At 65.4% G+C, this 21,374-nt stretch carries 23 protein-coding genes; 9 read left to right on the forward strand and 14 right to left on the reverse strand.

Annotated elements, in window-relative coordinates:
* The 6 genes from AC2FME_RS09285 to AC2FME_RS09310 all read right to left on the reverse strand — a co-directional run.
* On the reverse strand, positions 1-743 hold a 743-nt coding region (locus tag AC2FME_RS09285; protein ID WP_496800266.1), incomplete at its 3' end, for a phosphotransferase.
* A 103-nt stretch (positions 744-846) separates the two neighbouring features.
* A complete protein-coding gene (locus tag AC2FME_RS09290; protein ID WP_496686737.1) occupies positions 847-1,719 on the reverse strand; it encodes an NAD(P)-dependent oxidoreductase in 873 nt (290 codons plus the stop codon).
* Positions 1,720-1,852: 133 nt separating this feature from the next.
* The gene (locus AC2FME_RS09295; protein WP_496800267.1) at positions 1,853-2,611 is read right to left on the reverse strand and encodes an SDR family NAD(P)-dependent oxidoreductase; all 759 of its coding nucleotides are present in this window, start codon (positions 2,609-2,611) and stop codon (positions 1,853-1,855) included.
* Positions 2,608-3,540, reverse strand: coding sequence for an SDR family oxidoreductase (locus AC2FME_RS09300; RefSeq protein ID WP_496800268.1), 933 nt, complete (start codon positions 3,538-3,540; stop codon positions 2,608-2,610). Before AC2FME_RS09300 ends, AC2FME_RS09295 begins: the two co-directional genes overlap by 4 nt.
* Positions 3,537-4,439 (reverse strand): bile acid:sodium symporter family protein, encoded by a 903-nt coding sequence (locus tag AC2FME_RS09305; RefSeq protein ID WP_496679096.1) that lies wholly within the window; start codon positions 4,437-4,439, stop codon positions 3,537-3,539. Before AC2FME_RS09305 ends, AC2FME_RS09300 begins: the two co-directional genes overlap by 4 nt.
* Positions 4,436-5,752, reverse strand: coding sequence for a flavin-containing monooxygenase (locus AC2FME_RS09310; protein WP_496800269.1), 1,317 nt, complete (start codon positions 5,750-5,752; stop codon positions 4,436-4,438). Before AC2FME_RS09310 ends, AC2FME_RS09305 begins: the two co-directional genes overlap by 4 nt.
* A gap of 64 nt (positions 5,753-5,816) precedes the next feature.
* Between AC2FME_RS09310 and AC2FME_RS09315 the strand changes: the two genes are divergently transcribed.
* Positions 5,817-6,485 carry a TetR/AcrR family transcriptional regulator gene (locus tag AC2FME_RS09315; protein ID WP_496800270.1) on the forward strand — a complete coding sequence of 223 codons (669 nt, stop codon included), beginning with the start codon at positions 5,817-5,819 and terminating at the stop codon, positions 6,483-6,485.
* Between the two features lie 6 nt (positions 6,486-6,491).
* Here the strand turns inward: AC2FME_RS09315 and AC2FME_RS09320 are convergent, their stop codons facing one another.
* From AC2FME_RS09320 to AC2FME_RS09340, 5 genes are read right to left on the reverse strand one after another with little or no spacing between them, the layout of a single operon-like run.
* Complete coding sequence (locus tag AC2FME_RS09320) at positions 6,492-7,328, reverse strand: PhzF family phenazine biosynthesis protein (protein ID WP_496800271.1); 837 nt, start codon at positions 7,326-7,328, stop codon at positions 6,492-6,494.
* Positions 7,329-7,381: 53 nt separating this feature from the next.
* Positions 7,382-7,609, reverse strand: a complete 228-nt coding sequence (locus AC2FME_RS09325; protein ID WP_496679092.1) for an alpha/beta fold hydrolase — start codon at positions 7,607-7,609, stop codon at positions 7,382-7,384.
* Between the two features lie 9 nt (positions 7,610-7,618).
* Positions 7,619-7,990, reverse strand: coding sequence for an alpha/beta hydrolase family protein (locus AC2FME_RS09330; protein ID WP_496800272.1), 372 nt, complete (start codon positions 7,988-7,990; stop codon positions 7,619-7,621).
* A 24-nt stretch (positions 7,991-8,014) separates the two neighbouring features.
* Complete coding sequence (locus AC2FME_RS09335; protein ID WP_496800273.1) at positions 8,015-8,362, reverse strand: alpha/beta fold hydrolase; 348 nt, start codon at positions 8,360-8,362, stop codon at positions 8,015-8,017.
* Positions 8,363-8,410: 48 nt separating this feature from the next.
* The gene (locus AC2FME_RS09340) at positions 8,411-9,031 is read right to left on the reverse strand and encodes a pyridoxamine 5'-phosphate oxidase family protein (protein WP_496800274.1); all 621 of its coding nucleotides are present in this window, start codon (positions 9,029-9,031) and stop codon (positions 8,411-8,413) included.
* 303 nt (positions 9,032-9,334) lie between these two features.
* On the opposite strand from AC2FME_RS09340, the gene AC2FME_RS09345 reads away from it, so the two are divergent.
* The 3 genes from AC2FME_RS09345 to AC2FME_RS09355 all read left to right on the forward strand — a co-directional run bounded on the left by AC2FME_RS09345 (position 9,335) and on the right by AC2FME_RS09355 (position 12,005).
* Positions 9,335-9,898 carry a TetR/AcrR family transcriptional regulator gene (locus AC2FME_RS09345; protein ID WP_496800275.1) on the forward strand — a complete coding sequence of 188 codons (564 nt, stop codon included), beginning with the start codon at positions 9,335-9,337 and terminating at the stop codon, positions 9,896-9,898.
* A 49-nt stretch (positions 9,899-9,947) separates the two neighbouring features.
* Complete coding sequence (locus AC2FME_RS09350; RefSeq protein WP_496794637.1) at positions 9,948-10,739, forward strand: TIGR03084 family metal-binding protein; 792 nt, start codon at positions 9,948-9,950, stop codon at positions 10,737-10,739.
* Positions 10,740-10,847: 108 nt separating this feature from the next.
* On the forward strand, positions 10,848-12,005 hold the full coding sequence (locus tag AC2FME_RS09355; RefSeq protein WP_496711537.1) for an acyl-CoA dehydrogenase family protein: 1,158 nt from the start codon (positions 10,848-10,850) through the stop codon (positions 12,003-12,005).
* Positions 12,006-12,106: 101 nt separating this feature from the next.
* Here the strand turns inward: AC2FME_RS09355 and AC2FME_RS09360 are convergent, their stop codons facing one another.
* A complete protein-coding gene (locus AC2FME_RS09360; protein WP_496711566.1) occupies positions 12,107-12,991 on the reverse strand; it encodes a LysR substrate-binding domain-containing protein in 885 nt (294 codons plus the stop codon).
* Between the two features lie 98 nt (positions 12,992-13,089).
* Between AC2FME_RS09360 and AC2FME_RS09365 the strand changes: the two genes are divergently transcribed.
* Genes AC2FME_RS09365 through AC2FME_RS09380 form a run of 4 tightly spaced genes read left to right on the forward strand, consistent with a single transcriptional unit; the run spans position 13,090 to position 18,811 of the window.
* The gene (locus AC2FME_RS09365) at positions 13,090-14,256 is read left to right on the forward strand and encodes a pyridoxal phosphate-dependent aminotransferase (protein ID WP_496800276.1); all 1,167 of its coding nucleotides are present in this window, start codon (positions 13,090-13,092) and stop codon (positions 14,254-14,256) included.
* Between the two features lie 18 nt (positions 14,257-14,274).
* A complete protein-coding gene (locus AC2FME_RS09370) occupies positions 14,275-16,464 on the forward strand; it encodes a dehydrogenase E1 component subunit alpha/beta (protein WP_496800277.1) in 2,190 nt (729 codons plus the stop codon).
* On the forward strand, positions 16,461-17,495 hold the full coding sequence (locus tag AC2FME_RS09375; protein WP_496800278.1) for an ACP S-malonyltransferase: 1,035 nt from the start codon (positions 16,461-16,463) through the stop codon (positions 17,493-17,495). Before AC2FME_RS09370 ends, AC2FME_RS09375 begins: the two co-directional genes overlap by 4 nt.
* 41 nt (positions 17,496-17,536) lie before the next feature.
* On the forward strand, positions 17,537-18,811 hold the full coding sequence (locus AC2FME_RS09380; protein WP_496800279.1) for an NAD(P)/FAD-dependent oxidoreductase: 1,275 nt from the start codon (positions 17,537-17,539) through the stop codon (positions 18,809-18,811).
* A gap of 4 nt (positions 18,812-18,815) precedes the next feature.
* Here AC2FME_RS09380 and AC2FME_RS09385 read toward each other — a convergent pair whose 3' ends face one another.
* Positions 18,816-19,520 carry an SDR family oxidoreductase gene (locus AC2FME_RS09385; RefSeq protein WP_496800280.1) on the reverse strand — a complete coding sequence of 235 codons (705 nt, stop codon included), beginning with the start codon at positions 19,518-19,520 and terminating at the stop codon, positions 18,816-18,818.
* A gap of 104 nt (positions 19,521-19,624) precedes the next feature.
* On the opposite strand from AC2FME_RS09385, the gene AC2FME_RS09390 reads away from it, so the two are divergent.
* A complete protein-coding gene (locus AC2FME_RS09390; RefSeq protein WP_496800281.1) occupies positions 19,625-20,476 on the forward strand; it encodes a LysR substrate-binding domain-containing protein in 852 nt (283 codons plus the stop codon).
* Here the strand turns inward: AC2FME_RS09390 and AC2FME_RS09395 are convergent.
* Positions 20,467-21,369 carry a LysR family transcriptional regulator gene (locus AC2FME_RS09395; protein WP_496800282.1) on the reverse strand — a complete coding sequence of 301 codons (903 nt, stop codon included), beginning with the start codon at positions 21,367-21,369 and terminating at the stop codon, positions 20,467-20,469. The two genes, AC2FME_RS09390 and AC2FME_RS09395, sit on opposite strands and share 10 nt — an antisense overlap.
* Between the last annotated feature and the right edge of the window lie 5 nt (positions 21,370-21,374).

Genomic DNA, 21,374 nt, shown 5'->3' on the forward strand with positions numbered 1-21,374 from the left:
TGATCCAGCACCACATACGCCCCGGCGATCGCCAGTTCGCACACCCGCGGCGCGGCGCACATGTCGCCCAGATCGATCAGGCCCGAAACCTGCCGGCGCTCCGACAGCTCTCCTTCGACCAAGATGTTGTAGTCATTCACGTCATTGTGGAGGGCTTGCCGGGGCAGCGTCGCCAGCATGTTTGAGACGGCATCGAACTGTGTACAAATCTCGCGCAGAAGGGCTGCACGATCCGGGTCGGCAACCGCATCTAATTTGTCAGCGATCCAGCCAGCCTGGGTCAGGTCCCATTTGAAATCCGGCCGCTCCAGGCCGGGATGCGAAAACCGCTCCAGCGCCCGATCGGTCGCCCCCAATACCCGGCCCAGTTTCAGGATCAGGTCCTCGGTTTTCGGCGCCGCCTTGGCATAGCACCGGCCCGGCAGCCGCTCCAACAGCCACGCCAGCCGAGGCCGTCCCGCGTCGTCGTCGATCTGCGGCAACAAGCTACCGTCCAGACCGGGGATCACCTTGGGAAACGGTAGCCCGGGGGCCTCGGCCGCGATATGCTCCAACGCCGTGATCTGTAGATCCACCAGCTGCGGGTCGCATTCGGCCCGCATGACCTTCAGAACATAGTCCTGCCCATTGGTGGCCTGAACTAGGAAATTCAGGTCATACTCGCCATCCAGCCGCGAGAGCCGGGCGTCCAGCCCCCAGACCCGCCGCAGCGCGACCGCCCAAAAAGCACTGACATCATTCATTCGAAATTCCGCCCCGCGCTCGCCGGAGCCCTTTTCATCTGGCCAATAATATCGTCGGGGGGAATCGCGCCTTGGCGCGATGGGGGGCAGACAGCCCCCCGCGTTACCCCATGGCCCGCAGGCGCTTGATCAACGACGAGGTGTCCCAGCGGCTACCGCCCATCTTCTGCACATCCTTGTAGAACTGATCGACCAGCGCAGTCACCGGCAGCGATGCCCCGGTCTCGTCCGCCGTGTCCAGGCAGATGCCAAGGTCCTTGCGCATCCAGTCCACCGCAAAGCCGTGGTCGAAATGGTCGTCCAGCATGGTCTCGTATCGGTTCGACATCTGCCAGCTTCCGGCGGCACCCTGGCTGATCACCTCAACCACCGCGCGTCCGTCCAGCCCGGCCTTCTCGGCGAAATGCAGCGCTTCGCTCAGGCCCTGCACCAGCCCTGCGATGGCGATCTGGTTGCACATCTTGGTCATCTGGCCCGCGCCGCTGTCCCCGATACGGCGGCAGATCTTCGCATAGACCTGCATCACCGGCTCGGCCCGGTCATAGGCTGCCTGATCGCCGCCGCACATGATCGACAGAACCCCATTCTCGGCCCCGGCCTGGCCGCCCGAGATCGGCGCATCGACAAAGGAGATACCGCGGGCCTTGGCCGCGGCGTACAGCTCGCGTGTGACCTTGGCCGAAACGGTGGTGTGGTCAATGAAAACCGAGCCTTCCGCCATGCCTTCGAACGCGCCGTCCTCGCCGGTGCAGACCATGCGCAGATCGTCGTCGTTGCCGACGCAGGCCATCACGAACTCGGCCCCTTCGGCGGCATCGCGCGGCGTGGTCGCCATCTGGCCACCATGCTGCGACACCCATTGCTCCGCCTTGGCCGCGGTGCGGTTGTAGACGGTCACTTCATGCCCGGCCGCCTGCAGATGCCCGGCCATCGGATAGCCCATGACGCCAAGGCCAAGGAATGCAACTTTTGCCATTTTCGAGATCCTCCCTGTGACCGGTCCGGGGCAGAGAACGCCCGCTGGCCGGATTGTTCGTCAAAGACAAAGCAAAGCCGCGCCCAAAGGGCAACCCCGCACCGGGAAACAGGCCGCAAATAATGGCCGCGCGTCACGCGCCGCTGATATTGCGCTCCATCAGGCGCTGGTACAGGCGTGGGGCCAGCCGGTTCAGCCACCAGGCCAGCCGCGCCACCCGTCCTACCGGGATGACGGGCCGCCCGCGATCCACCCCTTGCAGGATCACGCGAGCGGCCGCCTCGGGGGTCATCTCGTCCATGCCGTCGCTGGCCGATCCGGGGCGTGCGGTGCCGTCCGGCTGTCGCTCGGCCCGGCCCGGGTTGGTCGCCACGAATGAGGGCGCCGCGATATGCACCCGCACGCCATGGGGCCGTTCTTCGGATCGCAGCGATTTGAAGAAACCTTCCAGCGCGTGTTTCGAGGCAGCATAGGCCGTGCGGTGATACAGCGGCGCGAACCCCGCCACCGACGAGATTGCAAGATGCGCCCCGCGCGACTGGCGCAGCGCGGGCAGAAAGGAGCGGGCCATCGAGACGGCTGCGAAATAGTTGATCTCGAACACCTTGCGGTGGCTGGTATCGTCGGACTGATCGAACCCGCAGATCTGAGTGATCCCGGCGTTATAGACGACCAGATCGATGCTGTCGCAGTGCGCAAGCGTATCGTTCACGGCGCGCGCCAACTGGGCCGGATCTGTAAGATCACAGGTAATCGCCATCTGCGTGGCGGTGTCCTGCACCCCATCCACCTTCAGGTCCAACAAGACCACACGCCATCCACGCTCTTGCAGCGCGGCCGAGAGCGCCTGACCCAGGCCGCCGGCCCCGCCCGAGATCACTGCGGTTTTCATAGGCCCACACTCCTTTTCCAAAGGTCGAACACCTCGGCGCTGGTCTTCTGCGGGACATAGCCGAACACGGTTTTCAGCGCCGTATTGTCCAGAACCGGTCGGTATTGCAGGAACCGCACCTGTTCGGGCCCGTATCGCGACAGGCGCAGGGGGCGGGCCACGGCCAGCGCCACCTTCAGCGCCCAGGCCGGCAGGCGCAGCACAGATTTGTCCAGCGCGCGGGCCAGATCGTCGACACTCAGCGCGCCGTCCCCGGCGACGTTGTACACTCCCGGCGGCCCGTCGGTGGTCGCGCGTTTCAGGATGCGGGCCAGATCGTGGGTCCAGATGAACACGAAGGGGCTGTCGCTACCCGCCACCGCCAGCAGGCGGGATTTGCGGAACAGGGCAGTGATCTGGTTGTCGGTGTCGTCGCCCAGCACCGTGCCCACCCGTAGCACTACCTGCTCCAGCTGCGGCGCGGCGGTTCGGGCCTCGGCCAGCAATTCTTCGACCTGCCGCTTGTGGTCGGAATAGGGAAACTCGGGGTTGCCGCGCACCGGATCGGTTTCGCGCAGCGGCACCGGGTTGTCCGCGTGATAGCCATAGGCCGCACCCGAGGAGGTGACGACCAGCCGCCGCACGCCATGGGCCAGCGCGGCATCGATCACCTTACGCGTGCCGCCCACATCCACCGCATGGGCCTCGGCCCGCGACATCCCCGGCGGAGGTGTGACGACCGAGGCCAGATGCACGATCACCTCGGGCTTCACCTTGGCGATCACCCGCGCGGGGTCGCCCGTGGTGACATCCATGCGCAGAAACGGAACCTCGTCCGGCAGCGTGTCGGGGCGGCGCAGGTCGGTGGCAAACACCTCATGGTCGCTCAGCTCGTCCAGCAGGGCGCGGCCAACCAGCCCCGCGGCGCCGGTGATCAGGATGCGGGTCATCGGGCGGCCTCGGTCCGGGCCATCAGTTGCGCCAGCGCCAGCCCCGAGATGGCATGCCAGATTCCCCAGAAGGCGGCCACCACGGCCATGCCGCCCAAGCCGTTGAAAAAGGCGAAGATCAGCACCAGTCCAAGGCCCGAATTCTGGATGCCGGTCTCGATCGTGATTGCACGCCGGTCATAGGGGGACAGCCGGGTCAGAGTGGCCACGACCCAACCGCCCCCCAGTGCCAGTGCGTTGTGAGCGATCACAAGCCCGGCGACCGCCCCCGCGTAGCCCAGGAAGAAACTCCAGTTGGCCGCCAGGGCGAGTACGATGAAGGCCACGAAAATGGCCATGGACAGGATCTGCAGCGGCCCGCGCAGCCGCGCCGTCAGGGCGGGGCGCTTCTGGTTCAGGGTCACGCCCAGAACCAGCGGCAAGATCAGCATCAGCCCGACAATGATGGCGATCTGCACCGGGTCGATCTGGGTCTGCTGCAGAATGGCGCGGGTCGGCGGGTACAGCCCGCCCCACAGCGCGATGTTGAACGGGGTCATCACGATGGCCCCGATGGTGGCGAATGCGGTCATCGACACCGACAGCGCAGCGTTCCCGCCCGCCCGATGGGTGATGAAATTCGAGATATTGCCCCCCGGACAGGCCGCCACCAGGATCAGCCCCAATGCGATCGAGGGGCGCGGCTCGGTCAGCCAGACCAACAGGAAGGTCAGCGCCGGCAGTACCAGGAATTGCGAGGCCAGCCCCACCACCACCGGCTTGGGCGCGCGCCGCAGCCGGTCGAAGTCGCGTGGTGACAGGTCGATGGCGATCGAGAACATCACGATCGCCAAAATCGCGTTCAGCAGGGTCAGCGAGCCGGGGCTGAAATTAAGCGTAATCTCGTCGATGCCGGTCATGCGCGGGCTTTCCGGAACCGCGCGATCCAGTCTGTCACCGCCTTGCGATAGGTCGCCTTGTCCACGTAATAGGCCATTCGGGGCAGGTTCAGGTACTGCATGCCTCCGGTGGCGCGCTTATAGTCTTTTTGTTTTTCCGCCTTCAGCGCCGCGGCCACGGGGCAGCCGGATTGAAGACCCTTGATATAGCGCGCCACCATTTCGGCCTGCTCATGGCGTCCTTGCCAGCCCAGCCCGGTGGCTTCGATCATGCCCAGAACGAACAGATCGTCGCGTTCGGGATGCATGGCGTTCAGATACAAATGTGGCGCGTCGCCCTGCCAGTTCAGCAGGTTCGGGTCGATGAACGGATAGTGCAGCTTGTACCCGGTCGCGGCCAGAATCATGTCATAGTCGCTGGCGCTGCCGTCCTTGAAGTGGACCGTGCGCCCCTCGATCCGGTCGATATCAGGGCGAATGCGCAGGTCGCCGTGGCCTGCGTGGTAAAGGACCAGCGAATTCACCACCGGGTGGCTTTCGTAGAGTTTGTAGTCAGGCTTGGGAAAGCCGTATTTCTGCGGGTCGCCCACGAACCAGCGCAGGATCATCCCGTCGATCCGGCGCTTCAGCCACATGGGCAGGCGGATCATCCCGCCCAGCGTGTCGGCGGGTTTGCCAAAGACGTATTTCGGCACGAAATAATATCCCCGCCGCATCGACAAATCGCACAGCGTGGCGTGATGGATGGCGTCCACCGCAATGTCGCACCCGGAATTGCCCGCACCCACGACCAGCACCCGCTTGCCGTGAAACTGGCTAGGATAGCGGTACTGCGCGGCGTGGATCAACTCGCCGTCAAACCTGCCGGGAAAATCGGGCATGTTGGGCTCGGACAGGGTGCCATTGGCGATCAGCACCCCGGCAAATTCGGCTCTATGAGTCCCTTGGCTGTCCCGCCAGGTTAGCCGCCAGCCATCGCCCGGCGCACCCAGGGGCGATGCTTCGATCACCTCGGCATTGAACCTGTAGTGATCACGCAGGCCGAAATAATCGGCAAAGGCCCGGAAATAATCGCGCATCTGCCGGTGCGACGGGTATTCGGCCACGTCGTCGCCCATCGGAAAATCGGCAAATTCGGTCATCGACTTGGACGAGATCAGATGCGCGGATTCGTACATGGTCGACCGTGGCGCATCGATATCCCACAGCCCGCCCACATCGGAATGCAACTCGAATCCCTGGAACGGGATGCCCTGTTCCTTCAGCACCTTGGCCGCCGCCAGCCCCATCGGACCTGCGCCGATCAAGGCATAAGCCTTGCGCGCCTCTATCATGAACCCTCCCCTGCTCGTGGCGCTTAACTTGAACGATCGTCCAAAATAAGGCAAGATGAAAAACATGAGCGCGAAATACATTGAAAAACAAAGGCAAAGGGCGCCGTCGGCCCGGTCGCTGGAAACCAAGGCGCGGATTTTGGACGCGGCTGAGGCGCTGTTTGCCGAGCGGGGATTCGAGGGCGCCTCGATCCGCGACATCGCCACGCGCGCCGGAGTACAGGTGGGTCTGGTCCACCACCATGGCGGCGGCAAGGAAGAGCTGTTCTTCCAGACCGTCGCGCGCCGCGCTGACGAGCTTGCGCAGATCCGGATGCAGGCGCTGGAGGATCGGCGCGCACAAGGCCCGCTGACCCTGCGGGGTATTCTGGACTGTTTCATCCGCCCCTATGTCAGCCTTGCGGAAACGGGCGGCCCGGGCTGGATGGCCTATGGGCGGCTAGTGGCGCATGTGTCGGTCGATCCGCGCTGGCGCCATATCGCGGCCGAGTGTTTCGACCCCACCGCTGAGCTATTCATCCGCGAAATCGCCGCGCTGTATCCGCAGGCCGACCGGGCGCTGTTGGCTACGGGCCAAGTCTATACGGTTTCAGCGATGCTGGCGCATCTCAACAGCGCCTGGCGGGTGCAGGCGCTGTCACAGGGGGGCGATCTGTCCGGGATCGACCAACTGGTCGAGTTCTGCGCTGCGGGGATCGAGGCAATGGTACACTCGGGCCGCGCACGGCCCTGACCCGGCTCAGTCGATGGCGCGGGTGGTTCCCGAGACGCGCACGCCGTCGCCCTTCGCGGCGCCGATCTGAACGCGCAGAAGGGATCGCGCGCCCATATCCTCGCCTTGCACGATGTTGATTTCGCCGCCATGCGGCCAATCCGGGTCGCGCAGATACCCGGCCAGTGCGGCAGCCGCGGCGCCGGTGGCGGGGTCTTCCAGCACCCCGCCACTGGCAAAGGCGTTGCGGCTGTGAAACAGCCGGGGCGTTTCGGCCCAGATCAGGTTGATCGTGGTGAACCCTTGGGCCTGCATGAACTCGGCCCCGGTTTGCAGGTCATAAGTCATCTGAGCCAGACGATCGCGGGACGTCAGCGCCAGGATAAGGTGGTCGTTGCCTGCATTGGCGATGGCGGGCGCCGGATCGGTGCTCAGGTCACTGGGCGCAAGCCCGAATAGGGTCAGTGCCTGCGCCAGAACATCGTCAGTCACCGCGCGGCTGTGGGGCGGCGGCGACACCAGCGTGGCCGCGACCCTGTCGCCGTCACGCCGACATTCGACCGTGATCTGCGCGTCGTTCAGCTGCAGCGCGTATTCTCCATCGCCGAACCGCTGCGCCAGCTGCGCCCCCAGCGCGATGGTGGCATGGCCGCAAAAGGCGATCTCGCCCACCGGTGCGAAATAGCGCACCCGCCAGCCCGCGCCCTGCGGCGCGGCAAAGGCGGTTTCGGAATAGCCGACAACGGCGGCGATCTTCTGCATTTCGGCATCCGAGGGCAGGGTATCCGCGATCAGAACCCCGGCCGGGTTGCCCCCGGCGGGGCCATTGGAAAAGGCGGCGATACGGTCAACATGCGAGGTCATGGGTCAGTCCTCCGGTATAGGGGGCCCCCGGACAGCCCCGGGGGGCAGGGGGGTCAGTTGATGCGGGCCAGGAAGTCCTGCATCTCGGCGGCGATCTCGGGGCCGAATTCCTCGAGCGCGAAATGCCCGGTGTCGCGGATGTGGAACTCCAGATCGGTCAGGTCGTTTTTGTAGGGATGCGCGCCCGCTTCGGGGAAGATCACGTCATTCTTGCCCCACATCAGCAGCGCGGGTGGCTGGTATTCGCGGAACAGCGCCTGCCATTTGGGGTATTCGCCCACATTGGTGCCCTAATCCAGAAACATCTCCAACTGCACTTCCTGATTGCCGGGACGGTCCAGCAGGTACTGGACGTGCCAGAAATTGTCCGGGCTGATCGCGTCGGGGTTCTGGGTGCCGTGGGTGAACTGCCACTGGGTGGCATCCATGGTCAAGAAGGCGCGCAGGGCATCGCCGTTTTCCTTGGACGGATCGGCCCAATAGGCCTTGATCGGGTCCCAGAACTCGCGCAGGCCCTCGTCATAGGCATTGCCGTTCTGGATGATGAAGCCGGTCACGCGGTCGGGAGCCTCTGCGAACATCCGGAAACCCACCGGCGCGCCGTAGTCCATCAGGGAGACGGCACAGCGATCGACGCCCTTCGCATCCAGCAGCTCGGCCATCATATGCGCGGTTCCGGCAAAGCTTTAGTCATATGTATCCGCCGGGGGCATATCGGACGCGCTAAAACCGGGATAGTCGGGCGCGATCACGAGGTCATCCTGCGCGAGCAGCGGGATCAGGTTGCGGAACAGGCGCGACGAGGGCGGAAAGCCGTACAACAGCAGAACCGTCGGGTTGGCCGGGTCGCCGGCCTTGCGATGGGCGATCTTCATGCCGTCGATGGTCTGCGCGCGGAACTGGGTCTGGAACGGGTCGGGCTCGGCGGCGCGCACGGCTTCGGGCGAGAGGTAGAACCCGACGGTCACGACCGAGACGGCAAAGACCGATCCGGCGATCAGGGTGGCAAGTGTGTTAGTAATCGCGCGTAGCATGGCATTGATACTCCTGTTGCTGGCTTATTCGGGGTCTTGGGGTTTGACTCAGGCCTTTCGGGCCAGGGCCTGCTTCAGTTGGTCGTTTTCGGCCTGCAGCTGGGCCATCTGGCGGCCAAGCTCGTTCAGATGCGGGCGCAGCTCGGCCTCGGTGAAGCGGGGGGTGATGTGGCGCGGGCAGTTCCAGTCCAGCGCCGCGACATGGATGATCGCTGCACGTTCGGCTTCGGCCTCGGCCCAGTCGGGAAACAGATCGCGCGCGGCCTCGGCACCTTCGCGGAAGTCCACACGGCCCAGGATCTTGAGCCTGCGCTGGTTGGCATAATCCATTAGGATCAGCGCGATCCGGTCATTGCCGTCTAGGTTCCCGCGCGAGACATACTGCTTGTTGCCCGAGAAATCGGCATAGCCGATGGTCCGATCGTCCAGCACCTTCAGAAACCCCGCCGGGCCGCCGCGATACTGCACATAGGGCCATCCGGTCTCGGACACGGTGGATTGATAGAACCCGTCGCGCGCCTCGATGAAGGCCTGCTCGGCCGGGCCAATCAGGTGGCCCTGCTGCGGGCCGCCGTCGATGAACCTGGCGTATGAGGCGGCGGACCCCATCCGCTCTTGATGCGCGCGGACGGCGGGGGTGAAGGTCAGTTCGGAAAAGGCGCGGGGCATGGTGGGGGCTTTCAGGCGAGGGTGGCGGCTAGAAGGGCTACGGTCAGAAGGAAGGGAACATAGCTTGCGGGAAATAGGCTGGCGCGGCGTCGCATCGGTCAAATCCTTTGGGTGTACAGATCAGTAAACTGTGCTGATAAGGTGTACAGTTCGGTTAACTTTTTCAACCATTTTTGCGGAATTTATTTTCCTGCGGTGGCCGGAAGAAAAATTTATTGATTAAAAACAGAGAATTCAGATTGGTGATTTGCAGCCGTTCGGCAGAAGGATTATGTACTGATCTGTACACGAAGGAGCCGAATCATGCGTCCGAACAAACGGGATGAGCTGGTCCGCAAGGCACTGCAGGTGTTTTATCGCGACGGGTTTCACGCCACCGGAATGGACCGGCTGGTGGTCGAAACCGGCGTGTCCAAGACCTCAATGTACAAGCACTTCCGCACCAAGGAAGAGCTGATCCTGGCAGTGCTGCGCCTACGGGACGAGAATTTCCGCAACTGGTTCGTGCGCCGGATCGAGGAACTGGCCGACACCCCCGCCGATCAACTCCTGGCCGCGTTCGATGCGCTGGGCGAATGGTTCCGCGAAGACAATTTCCGCGGCTGCATGTTCATCAAGGCCGGGGCCGAATATCAGGCCCCCGACCACCCGATCCATGTGCAGGCGGGCGAGCACAAGCGCCTGCTGCTGGAATATTTCACTGACCTGTGTCGCAAGGCCGGCGCGCAGGACCCGGACAAGCTGGCCTGCCAGCTGCTGCTGCTGAAAGAGGGCGCGATCGTCACCGCCGTTCTGCTGCACAGTTGTGATCCGGCGCGCGATGCGAAAGCGGCCGCGCAGGTCCTTTTGCAGAACGCGCTGGCCTGACCGGCCGAAACCCGCTTTAGTGGCCCAATGGGCAGAGAGCGGGAGTGCCATGGATCAAGCTGCGGATTTCTTTGAGGAATGCCAGGTTCTCGACCATGCCCTTGAGCGTCTTGGTGCCAGCGACTGGCGCACCGTGACCCAATTCAAGGGTTGGACGATCGACGATGTGTTGGTGCACCTGCATTTCTGGAACCAGATGGCCGACCTGTCACAGCGCGATCCGGATGCGTTCGATGCAAGGGTGCAGCGGGTGATGCCGCGCATCCAGGCCGAGGGCTTTCGCGCCACGGAAAACGCCGCGATCTCCCAGCGGGGCCATGACCTGCGGCTGGCCTGGCGCGATCTGTACACCCGCATGGCCTATGACTGGGCCCTTCTGGACCCCAAGGCGCGGGTCAAATGGGTGGGGCCGGACATGTCGGTGCGGTCCTCGATGACCGCGCGTCAGATGGAGACCTGGGCGCATGGGCAGGAGGTGTTCGACATCCTTGGCCTGACCCGACCCGAGACCGACCGGATCCGCAACATCGTCGTGCTGGGGGTGAACACCTTTGGCTGGACCTTCACGGTGCATGGCCGCCCGGTGCCACCGGTGCCTCCCCATCTGCGCCTGACCGCGCCCTCGGGGGAGCTGTGGGAGTTCGGCGCGCCCGGTGCCGACCTGATCGAAGGGCTGGCCGTCGATTTCGCCCGCGTGGTGACCCAGACCCGAAACGTGGCGGACACCGGCCTGTCGGTGCGGGGGGCGGTCGCGCGGGAGTGGATGGACATCGCCCAGTGTTTCGCCGGCGCCCCGGAAACGCCGCCGCCGCCCGGCGCCCGGCACCGCGTAGGGCATTGACGCCAAAGGACGTTGCGTAGCAGCGCAAACCGACGCGGCGTCACCCGGATTGGCGGAATCGGTGGTAAAAGCTACCCTTTTCGCCAACAGAATTCCGGAGAACCAATCATGTCGCTTTTTACCTCGACCGCTTCCTGGGTCACTGACGAACACCGCATGTTTGCCGAAATGGCCGGGCGGTTCATGGATGATGAACTGGTGCCCAACATCGAGGCCTGGGCCGAGCAGGGCGTCGTCGATCGCGACTTCTGGCGGAAGGCCGGGGAAACTGGGCTGATGGCCGGGGCCATCCCCGAGGAATTCGGCGGTGTCGGTGGCGGTATGGGTTTTGATGCGGTCACGATCTATGAACAGACCTCGCGGGGGGATGCGGGCTGGGGCTATGGCATCCAGTCGATCGTGACCCATTACATCACCGCCTATGGCAGCGAGGATCAAAAGCGCAAATGGCTGCCCAAGCTGGCCTCGGGCGAGATGGTCGGTGCGCTGGCCATGACCGAACCGGGCACCGGCTCGGACGTGCAGGCGATCCGCACCACAGCCGAGAAGGATGGCAATTCCTACCGGATGAACGGGTCCAAGATCTTCATCACCAACGGCCAGACCGCGGACCTGATCATCGTGGCTGCCAAGACTGACAAGTCGTTGGGCGCCAAGGGCGTGTCGCTGATCGCGGTCGAGACCGAGGGGGCCGAGGGCTTCCGCCGGGGGCGCAACCTCAAGAAACTTGGCATGAAGGCCAATGACACCGCCGAGCTGTTCTTCGAGGACGTGAAGGTGCCGATGACCAACCTTCTGGGCTCCGAGGAGGGGCAGGGTTTCTATCAGCTGATGAAGCAACTGCCGTGGGAACGTTTGACCATCGGCATCATGGCGCTGGGCGCGATCGACTTTGCCATCGCCGAGACGGTGAAATACGTGCAGGAGCGCAAGGCGTTCGGCCAGCGCGTGATGGACTTCCAGAACACCCGCTTCAAGCTGGCGGAATGCAAGACCAAGGCCGAGGTGCTGCGCAGCTTCGTCAATGACTGCATCGCCAAGCTGGAGGCCGGCCAACTGGATGCGGCCACCGCCTCGATGGTGAAATACTGGGGGTCAGAGGTGCAAAACGAGATCATGCATGAATGCCTGCAGCTGTTCGGCGGCTATGGCTTCATGATGGAATACCCGATCGCGCGGCTTTATGCGGATGCGCGGGTGCAGATGATCTATGGTGGCACCAACGAGGTGATGAAAGAACTCATCGCCCGCTCGATCGACGTCTGACCGGGCGCTCCCTCCCGTCGTCAACGGCCCTTGCGGGCCGCCTTCTCCGGTTGGGCCCGGCCGCGCCCGAGCGATGCTCGGACGCGGCCGAGGCGGATCGGCTAAGTCAGCTGCTCCTGCAGCCATGCGCGGAACGAGACAAGCGGGGCCGGTTCGGTGTGATTTTGCGGCCAGACAAGATAGTAGTCGCCCAGGCTGACCGGCGGAGCTGCGCAGGCCGGAACCAACCGGCCGGCTTCCAGCTCGGCTGAAATCAGGTAGCTGGGCAGCAGTGCTACGCCCAGCCCATGGATCGTGGCCTGGATCATCGTCGAGAACTGGTCGAACAGCATGCCTCGGACGCCCTCGACAGGGGTGCCTTGCGCGGCGAACCAGCGTTCCCACGCATCGGGCCGGGTATCCAGATGCAGCAGTGGTGCGTCGACCAGCCATTCAACCTTCGGGGTTTCGGCTGGCAGCAGGGCTGGCGCGCAGACCGGCAGAACCGCTTCGCGCATGATCGGCAGATAGTTCACCCCGGTCCAGTCGCGCTGGCCGAAATGGATGGCCGCGTCGAAGGGTTCGGTGCCGAAGTCGAATGGCTTTAGCCGCGTGCTGAGGTTCATCGTCACTTCGGGGTGGCGCTGCGCGAAATCCTGAAGCCGTGGCGCTAGCCAGTGCATACCGAAGGCGGGCAGGATCGACAGTTGCAAAGAACCGCCGGAAGGGTTGGCCTTCAGCTTCAGTGAGGCCTGCGCCAGTTGCTGCAGCGCTGTTCTGGCGGTTTCCACGTATTCCTTGCCAGCGGGCGTGAGTTGCAGGCGCATTTGGTCGCGCTGGATCAGCGCGACGCCCAGCTGTTCTTCGACGGCCTTCAACTGCCGACTGACCGCGCTTTGGGTCAGCGAGAGTTCATCGGCAGCTGCTGAGGCGCTGCCCAAGCGGTCGACGGCTTCGAGTGCCAACAGGGAAGAAATAGACGGCAGAAATCGACGCGGCGCCAGCATATGACTTTTCCTCATGGCTTGTGGAGGGAATATCACTGGTGGATCCCCAAATCCAATAGCAAAAAGGCGCAACCTTAGAAAAGTGCAGCGGGAATACCATGACTATTCAGAACAGTTTGAGCGGATTTCGCCGGGCGGGGCGACTCGACGGGATCGAATTGTCCGAGATCGTCCAGATCTCGGAACGGGCCGCGCAGTTGCGGGCGCAGGGCGTGGACGTGATCGCGCTCAGCACCGGCGAGCCCGACTTTCCCACGCCGCCGCACGTGGTCGAGGCCGCCCACAAGGCGGCGCTGGACGGTCAGACCCGATATCCCGCCACCGCCGGAACGCCGGCTCTGCGTGCCGCCATCGCGGAACAGGCCGGGGTCGAGCCGGCGCAGGTCATCGTCTCGACCGGGGCCAAGCAGGTTCTGGCGGGCGCGTTCCTGGCGACACTCGATCCGGGCGATGAAGTCATCACAACCGCCCCTTTCTGGACCAGCTACGCCGACATGGTGAAACTGGCGGGCGGCGTGCCGGTCGTGCTGGACTGCCCGCGCGAACAGGGCTTCAAGCTGACGCCCGAACAGCTCGACGCCGCGATCACTCCGCGCACGCGCTGGCTGCTGCTGAACACTCCGTCGAACCCGACCGGGGCGGTTTACACCGAATCCGAACTTCAGGCGCTGGGCGACGTGCTGGAGCAGCACCCGCAGGTCTGGGTGATCTCGGATGAGATCTATCAGCACCTTGCCTACGTTCCCTTCATGCCTTTCGTTCAGGCGGTTCCGGCGCTGGCAGACCGCACACTGACGGTAAACGGTGTGTCCAAGGCCTATTCGATGACCGGCTGGCGCATCGGCTGGGGGATCGGCCCCGCGCCGCTGATCAAGGCGATGGCTGCGGTGCAGGGGCAGATCACCTCAGGCGCCTGTTCCATCGCGCAGGCGGCAGCTCTGGCCGCGCTGACCCGCCCGCAGGACCTGCTGGCCGAACGCCGCGAGGCCCTGCGCACGCGCCGCGATCTGATCGTGGCGGGCCTGAACGCCGCCGGATTGGACTGCCCGGTGCCCGACGGCGCCTTCTTCGTCTTTCCGCAGACGCCCGCTGCGATGCCCTCGGACCCCGAGTTCTGCCGTAACCTGCTGGATCACGCGGGCGTCGCGGTGGTACCGGGGCGGGCCTTTGGCATGCCGGGGCATTTTCGGCTTTCCTTTGCCTATGACACCGATAGCCTGACCCAAGGCCTGCGCCGGATCTCGGACGCCACGGCCCAACTTTGACCTTACCGGGGAACCCAGATGGATCGCGCCCAGATCGTTCACGAAAACTTCATGACCCGCGTCGCCAATCGCGACCTGCCCGCGGGTGCGCCGCCGCGCCCGGGTCTCAGCGCGCCCGAGGCTGTGTCGCTGTTCCGCGCGCAAGTGCTCAGCCGCGCGCTGGACCGCACCAGCCGGGCGATGCAGAAGGCGGGGCAGGGGTTCTACACCATCGGATCCTCCGGGCACGAGGGCATGGCCGCCGTGGCCCATGCCCTGCGCCCGACCGACATCGCCTTTCTGCACTATCGCGACGCCGCCTTTCAGATCGCCCGGGCCGAGCAGGTGCCCGGCCAGCAGATCGCCTGGGACATGCTGTTGAGTTTCGCGTGTTCCAGAGAGGACCCGACCTCGGGCGGGCGGCACAAAGTGCTGGGCTCCAAGGCGCTGATGATCCCGCCGCAGACCTCGACCATCGCCAGCCACCTGCCCAAGGCGGTGGGCGCGGCTTATAGCTTGGGCGCGGCGCGGCGTCACGACCCCGAACACCGGCAACTGCCCGAGGACGGCATCGCCATGTGTTCCTTCGGGGATGCGTCCGCGAACCATTCCACTGCACAGGGGGCGATCAACACCGCCGGTTGGACCAGTGTCCAGTCGATCCCGCTGCCGCTGCTCTTTGTCTGCGAGGACAACGGCATCGGCATCTCGGTCAAGACGCCGAAGGGCTGGATTCAGGCCTCGATGGAGCATCGACCGGGCATCAAGTATTTTCAGGCCAACGGGCTGGACATCTATGAAACCTTCGCGGTGGCGCAGCAGGCGGCCGACTATGTCCGCACCCGGCGCAAACCGGCCTTCCTGCACCTGAAAACCGTGCGCCTGTATGGTCATGCGGGGGCGGATGTGCCCACCACCTATCTCAGCCGTGCCGAGGTCGAGGCCGACGAGGCCAATGATCCGCTGCTGCATTCGGTGCGCCTGTTGGATCAGGCCGGGGCGCTGTCGCCCGAACAGGCGCTGAAGATCTATGAGCAGACCTGCGCCCGCACCGATCGCATCGCGGCCGAGGCCGCCACCCGCCCGCATCTGGCTACCGCCGCCGAGGTCGCGGCCAGCCTGATCCCACCCAAGCGCCTCTGCAAGCCCACCAACGGCCCCAGCGCCGAGGCCCGCGCCGCCGCCTTCGGCAGCGACCTGCGCGCGATGGACGACCCGCAGCCGATGGCGCGCCTGATCAACTGGGCGCTGACCGACCTGATGCTGGAACATGGCGAGATCGTCTGCATGGGCGAGGACGTGGGACGCAAGGGCGGCGTCTATGGCGTGACGCAGAAGCTGCAGCAGCGCTTTGGCCCCGACCGGGTGATCGACACGCTGCTGGATGAACAGTCCATCCTCGGCCTCGCCATCGGCATGGCCCACAACGGCTTTGTCCCGATCCCCGAGATCCAGTTCCTCGCCTATCTGCACAATGCCGAGGACCAGATCCGGGGCGAGGCCGCCACGCTGCCCTTCTTCTCGAAGGGGCAGTTCACCAACCCGATGGTCGTGCGGATCGCCGGGCTGGGATACCAGAAGGGCTTTGGCGGGCATTTCCACAACGACAACTCGCTGGCGGTTCTGCGCGACATTCCGGGCGTCATCATCGCCTGCCCCTCGACCGGGGCCGATGCGGCGCGGATGCTGCGCGAATGCGTGCGGCTTGCGCGTGAGGAGCAGCGCGTGGTGGTGTTCCTGGAACCCATCGCGCTCTACCCGATGCGCGACCTGCACGAGGGGCAGGACGGCGCGTGGATGACCCGCTATCCCGCGCCCGGCGAACGGATCGCGCTGGGCGAGGTGGGCGTGCATGGCGACGGCACCGATCTGGCCATCGTGACCTACGGCAACGGCCATTATCTGTCGAAACAGGCGCTGCCCGAGCTGCAGGGTGCCGGGCTGAACACCCGCATCATCGACATGCGCTGGCTGGCGCCGCTGCCCGAACAGGCGCTGCTGGAGGCGACCAAAGGCTGCAGGCACGTCCTGATCGTCGATGAATGCCGCCGCACCGGCAGCCAGTCCGAGGCGCTGATGACGCTCTTTGCCGAACAGACCGACCTGCCCGCCGCCCGCGTGGTGGCCGAGGATTGTTTCATCGCCACCGGCCCCGCCTATGCCGCGCCGCTGCCCTCGCGCGAGGGGATCGTGGCCGCCGCCCTGACCCTGACCGGAGCCCAGAAATGACCCGTACCGCCGTCGTGATCTGCCCCGGCCGGGGCACCTACAACAAGCCCGAGCTGGGCTATCTGCACCGCCACCACGCGGGCCGGATGGAGCTGTTCCGCGAATTCGACGCGATCCGCGCCGAAACGGGCCAAGAGGCGGTGACCGCACTGGACGGCGCGTCGCGCTTCTCGGTCAGCAAATATTCGCGCGGCGACGTGGCCTCGCCCCTGATCTACGCCGCATCGCTGGCCGACGCGCAGGCGCTGGCCGAGGATATCGAGGTGGTGGCCGTCACAGGCAACTCGATGGGCTGGTATATCGCGCTGGCCGCCGCTGGTGCGCTGTCGCCCGAAAACGGGTTCCGGGTGGTCAACACCATGGGAACGCTGATGCAGACCCACCTGATCGGCGGGCAGCTGGTCTATCCCTTCACCAGCGACGACTGGCGTGACGACCCCGCCCGGAAGGCCGAGCTTTTCGCCGGGGTGGCGCGCATCAATGCCTTGCCGGAGCATGACCTTGCCCTGTCGATCGACTTGGGCGGGATGCTAGTGCTGGCCGGCAACGAGGCCGGACTCAAGGCCTTCGAGGCCGCGCAGCCCGTGGTGCAGGAGCGGTTCCCGATGCGGCTGGCCAATCACGCGGCCTTTCACACGCGCCTGCAGGCCCCGGTGGCGCAGGAGGGTCGCCGCCAACTGCCCGCCACGCTGTTCGCCCAACCCGATTTGCCAATGATCGACGGGCGCGGCAAGATCTGGTGGCCCGGGGCCACCGACGTGGGCGAACTGTGGGATTACACGCTGGGCCATCAGGTGACCGAGCCCTACGACTTCACCCGTGCGGTGCAGACCGCCGCCCGTGAATTCGCGCCTGATCTGTTCATCGTCACCGGCCCCGGCGCCACGCTGGGCGGCGCGGTGGCGCAGTCGCTGGTGCTGGCCAACTGGCGCGGTATGTCCGACAAGCAGAGCTTTCAGGCCCTGCAGGCGCAGGACCCGTTCCTGATCGCGCTGGGGCGCGAGGATCAAAGACCCCTTGCCATCGGCTGAGCCCTCGGGAAATCTGCGTGCGCATTCAAGGACATCCCGCCATGACCACCGACCCGGAAACCAGCCTGTGGACCAAAACCAGCCGCGAGCGGGTGGACGCCCCGCCCCTGACCGGGTCTGCCACGGTGGACCTCGCCGTGATCGGCGGCGGCTATACGGGCTGCTCGGCGGCGCTGCAGGCGGCGCAGGCGGGGGCGTCGGTCTGCCTGCTCGAGGCACACCGGATCGGCTATGGCGGGTCGGGCCGCAATGTCGGGCTTGCCAATGCCGGGTTGTGGCTGCCCCCGGCCGAAATCCGCGCCCATCTGGGCCGCGAGGCCGGCGACCGTCTGATCGCCCTGCTGGCGCAGGCCCCGGCCGAAGTGTTCCGCCTGATCCGTGATCACGCCATCGATTGCGAGCCGGTGCAGGCCGGAACCCTGCACTTGGCCCATTCGCCAAAAGGTCTGCGCGACCTGCAGACCCGCCACCAACAACTGTCCGCCGATGGCGCGCCGGTCGAGCTGCTGTCCGCTCAGGACACCGCCCGCCGCACCGGCAGCGCGGCCTTTCACGGCGCCATCTTCGACCCGCGCGCCGGGACGATCCAGCCGCTGGCCTATGTGCAGGGCCTCGCCCGCGCGGCGCAGCAGGCCGGGGCGGCGATTCAAGCCAACAGCCCGGTGCAGGCCCTGCGCCACGATGGTGATACTTGGCACCTGGACACCCCGCAAGGCGCGGTGCGGGCCAAGGCGCTGATCCAGGCCACCAACGCCTATCACGCGGGGCTGCCCGACACCCGGCAGGACTATGTGCCGGTCTACTACTTCCAATACGCCACCGACCCGCTGCCCGAGAATATCCGCGCCACTCTGCTGCCGGGGGGCGAGGGGTGCTGGGATACCGGGCTAATCATGACCTCGTTCCGCATGGATCAGGCCGGGCGGCTGGTGATCGGGGCGATGGGCGATCTGGGCCATGCGGGCAGCTTTGCTCATCGCGGTTGGATCACGCGGAAAATGGCGCAGATATACCCCGCGCTGGCCGACCAACCGCTGGAGGACGGCTGGCACGGGCGTATCGCCATGACCTCGGACCATATCCCGAAGCTGGTGCAGATCGGGCCGAACGCGCTGTCGGCGCATGGCTATTCCGGGCGCGGCATCGGGCCGGGCACGGTGTTCGGCCGCATGATGGCCGACAGCCTGCTGTCGGGCGACCCCGCCCGCCTGCCGCTGCCGCCGGTGCCTGCGCACAGCGAAAGCTGGACAGGCCTACGCCGCGCCTTTTTTGAAACCGGCGCGACGCTGACGCATCTGGTTAAGGCGCGGTTCTGACCGATCAGACCGAGCGGGTGATCCCGCCATCCACCCGGATGTTCTGCCCGGTGATATAGCCGCCGCCTTCGGAGGCCAGGAACGCGATGACCGAGGCGATCTCGTCATAGCTGCGCCCATAGCGGCCCATGGGGATCTTGGCCTTGAACTCCTCCTTTTCCGGCAGGCTGTCGATGAAGCCGGGCAGGACGTTGTTCATGCGGATGTTCTCGGCGGCGTACCTGTCGGCGAAAAGCTTGGTGAACGCCGCCAACCCGGCCCGGAACACGCCCGAGGTCGGAAAGACCGGGTCGGGCTCGAAGGCCGCGAAGGTCGAGATGTTGATGATCGACCCACCGTTCTGCGCCTGCATGATCGGGGTCACCAGCCGGGTGGGGCGCACGGCATTCAGGAAATAGACCTCCATGCCGCGATGCCAGTCCTCGTCGGTCAGCTCCAGCACCGGCGCGCGGGGACCGTGCCCGGCCGAGTTCACCAGCACATCGATCCGCCCCCAATGCGCCATCGCCGCATCCACCAGTTTCTGCAGGTCGTCATTCGACTGGTTCGAGCCGGTCATCCCCACGCCGCCCAGCTCAGCCGCCAGCGCCTCGCCCTTGCCGGACGAGGACAGGATGCCCACCTTGAACCCGTCCGCCGCCAGCCGCCGCGCCGCATCCGCGCCCATTCCGCTGCCGCCGGCGGTGATCAGAGCCACTTTGTCCGTCATCTTCGTTCTCCGTTTCCATCTGTCGCCAAGATGAAGCGTGGCCGACCGTTTGACCAATCAGTTCTTCTTCCCTATGGCTGTAGAAAATCTATTGTGTGGACGCTATGGCTGCCCTTCCCCCGCTGAACGCCCTGCGCGCCTTCGAGGCGTCGGCCCGCCACCTGAACTTCAGGCTGGCGGCGCAGGAACTGGGTGTCACCCAAGGGGCAGTGGCACAGCAGGTCCGGGGCCTCGAGGCGCGGCTGGGCACTCCGTTGTTCGACCGCCTGCCGCGCGGCCTGCGGCTGACCGAGGCCGGACGGCGGTTCCACGCGCCCCTGCGCCGCGCTTTCCGTCTGATCGAAGAGGCGGTCGATGATCTGTCCGGCCAGCGCCAGATCACCCTGTCGGTCACGCCCAGCTTTGCCTCGAAATGGCTGGTGCCGCGGCTGGGTGATTTCACCGCGCGGCATCCGGATGTCTTAGTGCAGGTCGATGCGCGCGAGCGGCTGGCTGATTTTCAGACGGACGGGGTGGATATCGCGGTCCGGCAGGGCCGCGCACCGTTTGGTGATGGCCTGGTGGCCGAGCCGCTGTTCCCTACCGAATTCGTCGTGGTCGGCAGCCCCGACCTGGCCGCGCAGGTGACATCGGCGCAAGACCTGCTGGCGCATGTACTGCTGAGCGATTCTCATGGCCTTTGGCCGCTGTTTCTGGATCGCGCCGGTGTGCAGGGGCGCCCGAGGATGATGAATTTCAGTCAGACCAGTCTGGCCATTGACGCCGCCGTGGCCGGGCAGGGCTTTGCGCTGGCCAATGCGCCACTGGTCGCGGCCGAGCTGACGACGGGGCGGTTGGTGCAACCGCTGGCGCAGGTGTTGCTGGACGGTCTGGGGTTCCATATCGTCACCCCGCGCAAGCCTCGGCAGCCGGATCTTGTGGCGCTGATGCGCGACTGGCTGCGGGCTCAGGCCTGAAGCGTGGCGGCAATCGCCGCGATCCGCCCCCGCAGCCAGCGATGGGCGGGATCGTTGGCGAACCGCTGATGCCAGACCATGTAGATCGACACCGGCTGACAATCGAAGGGCAGGGGCGCACAGTCCAGTGCCGCCAAAGGCCCTTGTTGCATCAGCGCTGTGTCGGTCGAGATCAGATCGGTGCCCTTCACGAAGGCCGAGATCGCGTTGAAATGCGGTAGAGTCACGGTGGGCGGGCGGATCTGGCTCTGGTCCACGCCGCGCATCACAGCCCGCGCGTTGCGCCCATCGAGAAACCGCACCTCGACATGGTCCGAGGCGCAATAATCGGCCCAGTCGGCGGGCGGGTCGCGCCGTTCGGCGTCGTAGAACACCATCAAAGGGCTGCTCACCAGCAGTTTCTGAAAGATGTCGGGACCGTCCGGCGGCAGTGGGGTCAGCATCAGCTGGCACCGGTCGCTGCGCAGCAGTTCCGGGTCAGGCACACCCGAGGGCATGAACCCCAGCCGCAGCCGCACCCCATCAACCCGCGCCCCGCGCAGCAACTGCGGAAAGATCAGCTCGCGCGGCATGTCGTTGGTGGCGATCTGGACGGTGATCTCTTCGGACAGCGGGTCAAAGGGCCGCTCGTCGGTCAGGGCGCGCATCCCGTCCAGCACCCTCTGCACCGGGTCTTTCAGCGCCAGCGCCCGCTCGGTTGCGCGCAGCCCTTGGCCGGACCGCACGAACAGCGGATCGCCAAGCACCTGCCGCAGCTTGGCCAACGTGTGGCTGATGGCCGATTGCGTGACACCCAGCCGGTCAGCGGCCTTCGAGACCGAGTTTTCCTCGAGGATCGTCAGGAAGGTGCGCAGGACCTTGCCGTCTAGGTCCATGAAATCGATTTTCTTCATACCGT

It is taken from the genome of Ruegeria sp. BHSC026 (assembly GCF_059613065.1).